Source organism: Xenorhabdus sp. Sc-CR9, assembly GCF_963897815.1.
Classification (GTDB): Bacteria; Pseudomonadota; Gammaproteobacteria; order Enterobacterales; family Enterobacteriaceae; genus Xenorhabdus.
Window position 1 is genome coordinate 1 of the sequence record NZ_CAWQTY010000096.1, and the last position, 765, is coordinate 765.

1 protein-coding gene is annotated in these 765 nt (G+C 48.4%); it reads left to right on the forward strand.

What is annotated here, in order from left to right; all coding sequences use genetic code 11:
- Positions 1-6 precede the first annotated feature (6 nt).
- Positions 7-765, forward strand: a protein-coding gene (locus AACQ81_RS04420) for an IS5 family transposase (RefSeq protein WP_443089585.1) whose coding sequence is annotated in 2 segments (ribosomal slippage) — positions 7-382 and positions 382-765 — 760 coding nt annotated over the 2 segments. Because the reading frame shifts where the segments join, the coding sequence is not laid out codon by codon here. This gene is flagged as partial in the annotation.

Here is a 765-nt window from a genome sequence, read left to right on the forward strand (position 1 = left end):
TTAACCATGAGCGCACCAGCATACCGCCGTCACGATATCTCCGATCATGTTTGGAATTTACTTGAGCCCTACTTACCCGGTCGAAAGGGAGCTTGGGGACGTGTTGCTGACGATAACCGGTTATTTATCAATGCCGTATTTTGGATTTTACGAACAGGTGCACCTTGGCGAGATTTACCGCCCGATTACGGTGACTGGAAAAATACGCATCGCCGTTTTTGCCGGTGGCGGGACAAAGGCATATGGGAAGGGTTACTCGAACAACTCATCACTGAACCCGATTTTGAGTGGTTAATGATTGATGCCAGCCACATTAAAATTCATCCCCATGCAGCCGGTGCTAAAGGGGGGAATCAAGATATGGGGCGCACAAAAGGGGGCTCAACTCAAAGATACATTTGGCCGTGGATGCGCATGGTATGCCGCTCAGAGCAATTATTACAAGCGGTACCACAGCGGATTGTTCACAAGCTGAGTACTTGATTGAAGGGTTCGATGCAGAGCATTTATTAGCGGATAGAGGCTATGACAGTGATGCCATCGCTGAGCAAGCGAAAAATCAAGGTATGGAGGTACAAATTCCGAGCCGTAAAAATCGCAAAGCGCAACGAAAATATGATCGCGAGCTCTATCGACTCAGGCATTTGGTTGAAAATGCCTTTCTCCATTTGAAGCGCTGGCGTGGTATAGCGACCCGTTATGCCAAAAATAGTGCATCGTTTCTTGCCGCAGTCCAAATCCGCTGCCTCGCTCTTTGGTTGAGAA